General features: G+C 49.8%; 1 protein-coding gene. It reads right to left on the bottom strand.

The genetic code is table 11. The features are described from left to right. Nucleotides 1-205: SUMF1/EgtB/PvdO family nonheme iron enzyme (locus OGV94_RS00855; protein WP_286522166.1), on the bottom strand; the 205-nt coding region annotated here is incomplete at both ends.

The following is a 205-nucleotide window of genomic DNA, read 5'->3' on the forward strand; positions in this document are numbered from 1 at the left end:
CAGCCCCGTCTCCTTTTTCAGCCAGCGGCAGTAGCTGTCGGCCTCGCGCCATGACACCACCGCCGGACTGTTTTTAAAATGGTTCATATCCGCCAGCGTTTTATTATCGTATTGATCTTTGTAACGTAACTCCGGTAACCCCGCCATTTTCAGATAAAAAGCGTAATCCTCATGGGTCACCTTGAAACGACCGATGGAATAGCTG

It is taken from the genome of Citrobacter sp. Ce006, from assembly GCF_030336535.1.
GTDB classification, from domain to species: Bacteria; Pseudomonadota; Gammaproteobacteria; order Enterobacterales; family Enterobacteriaceae; genus Citrobacter; species Citrobacter europaeus.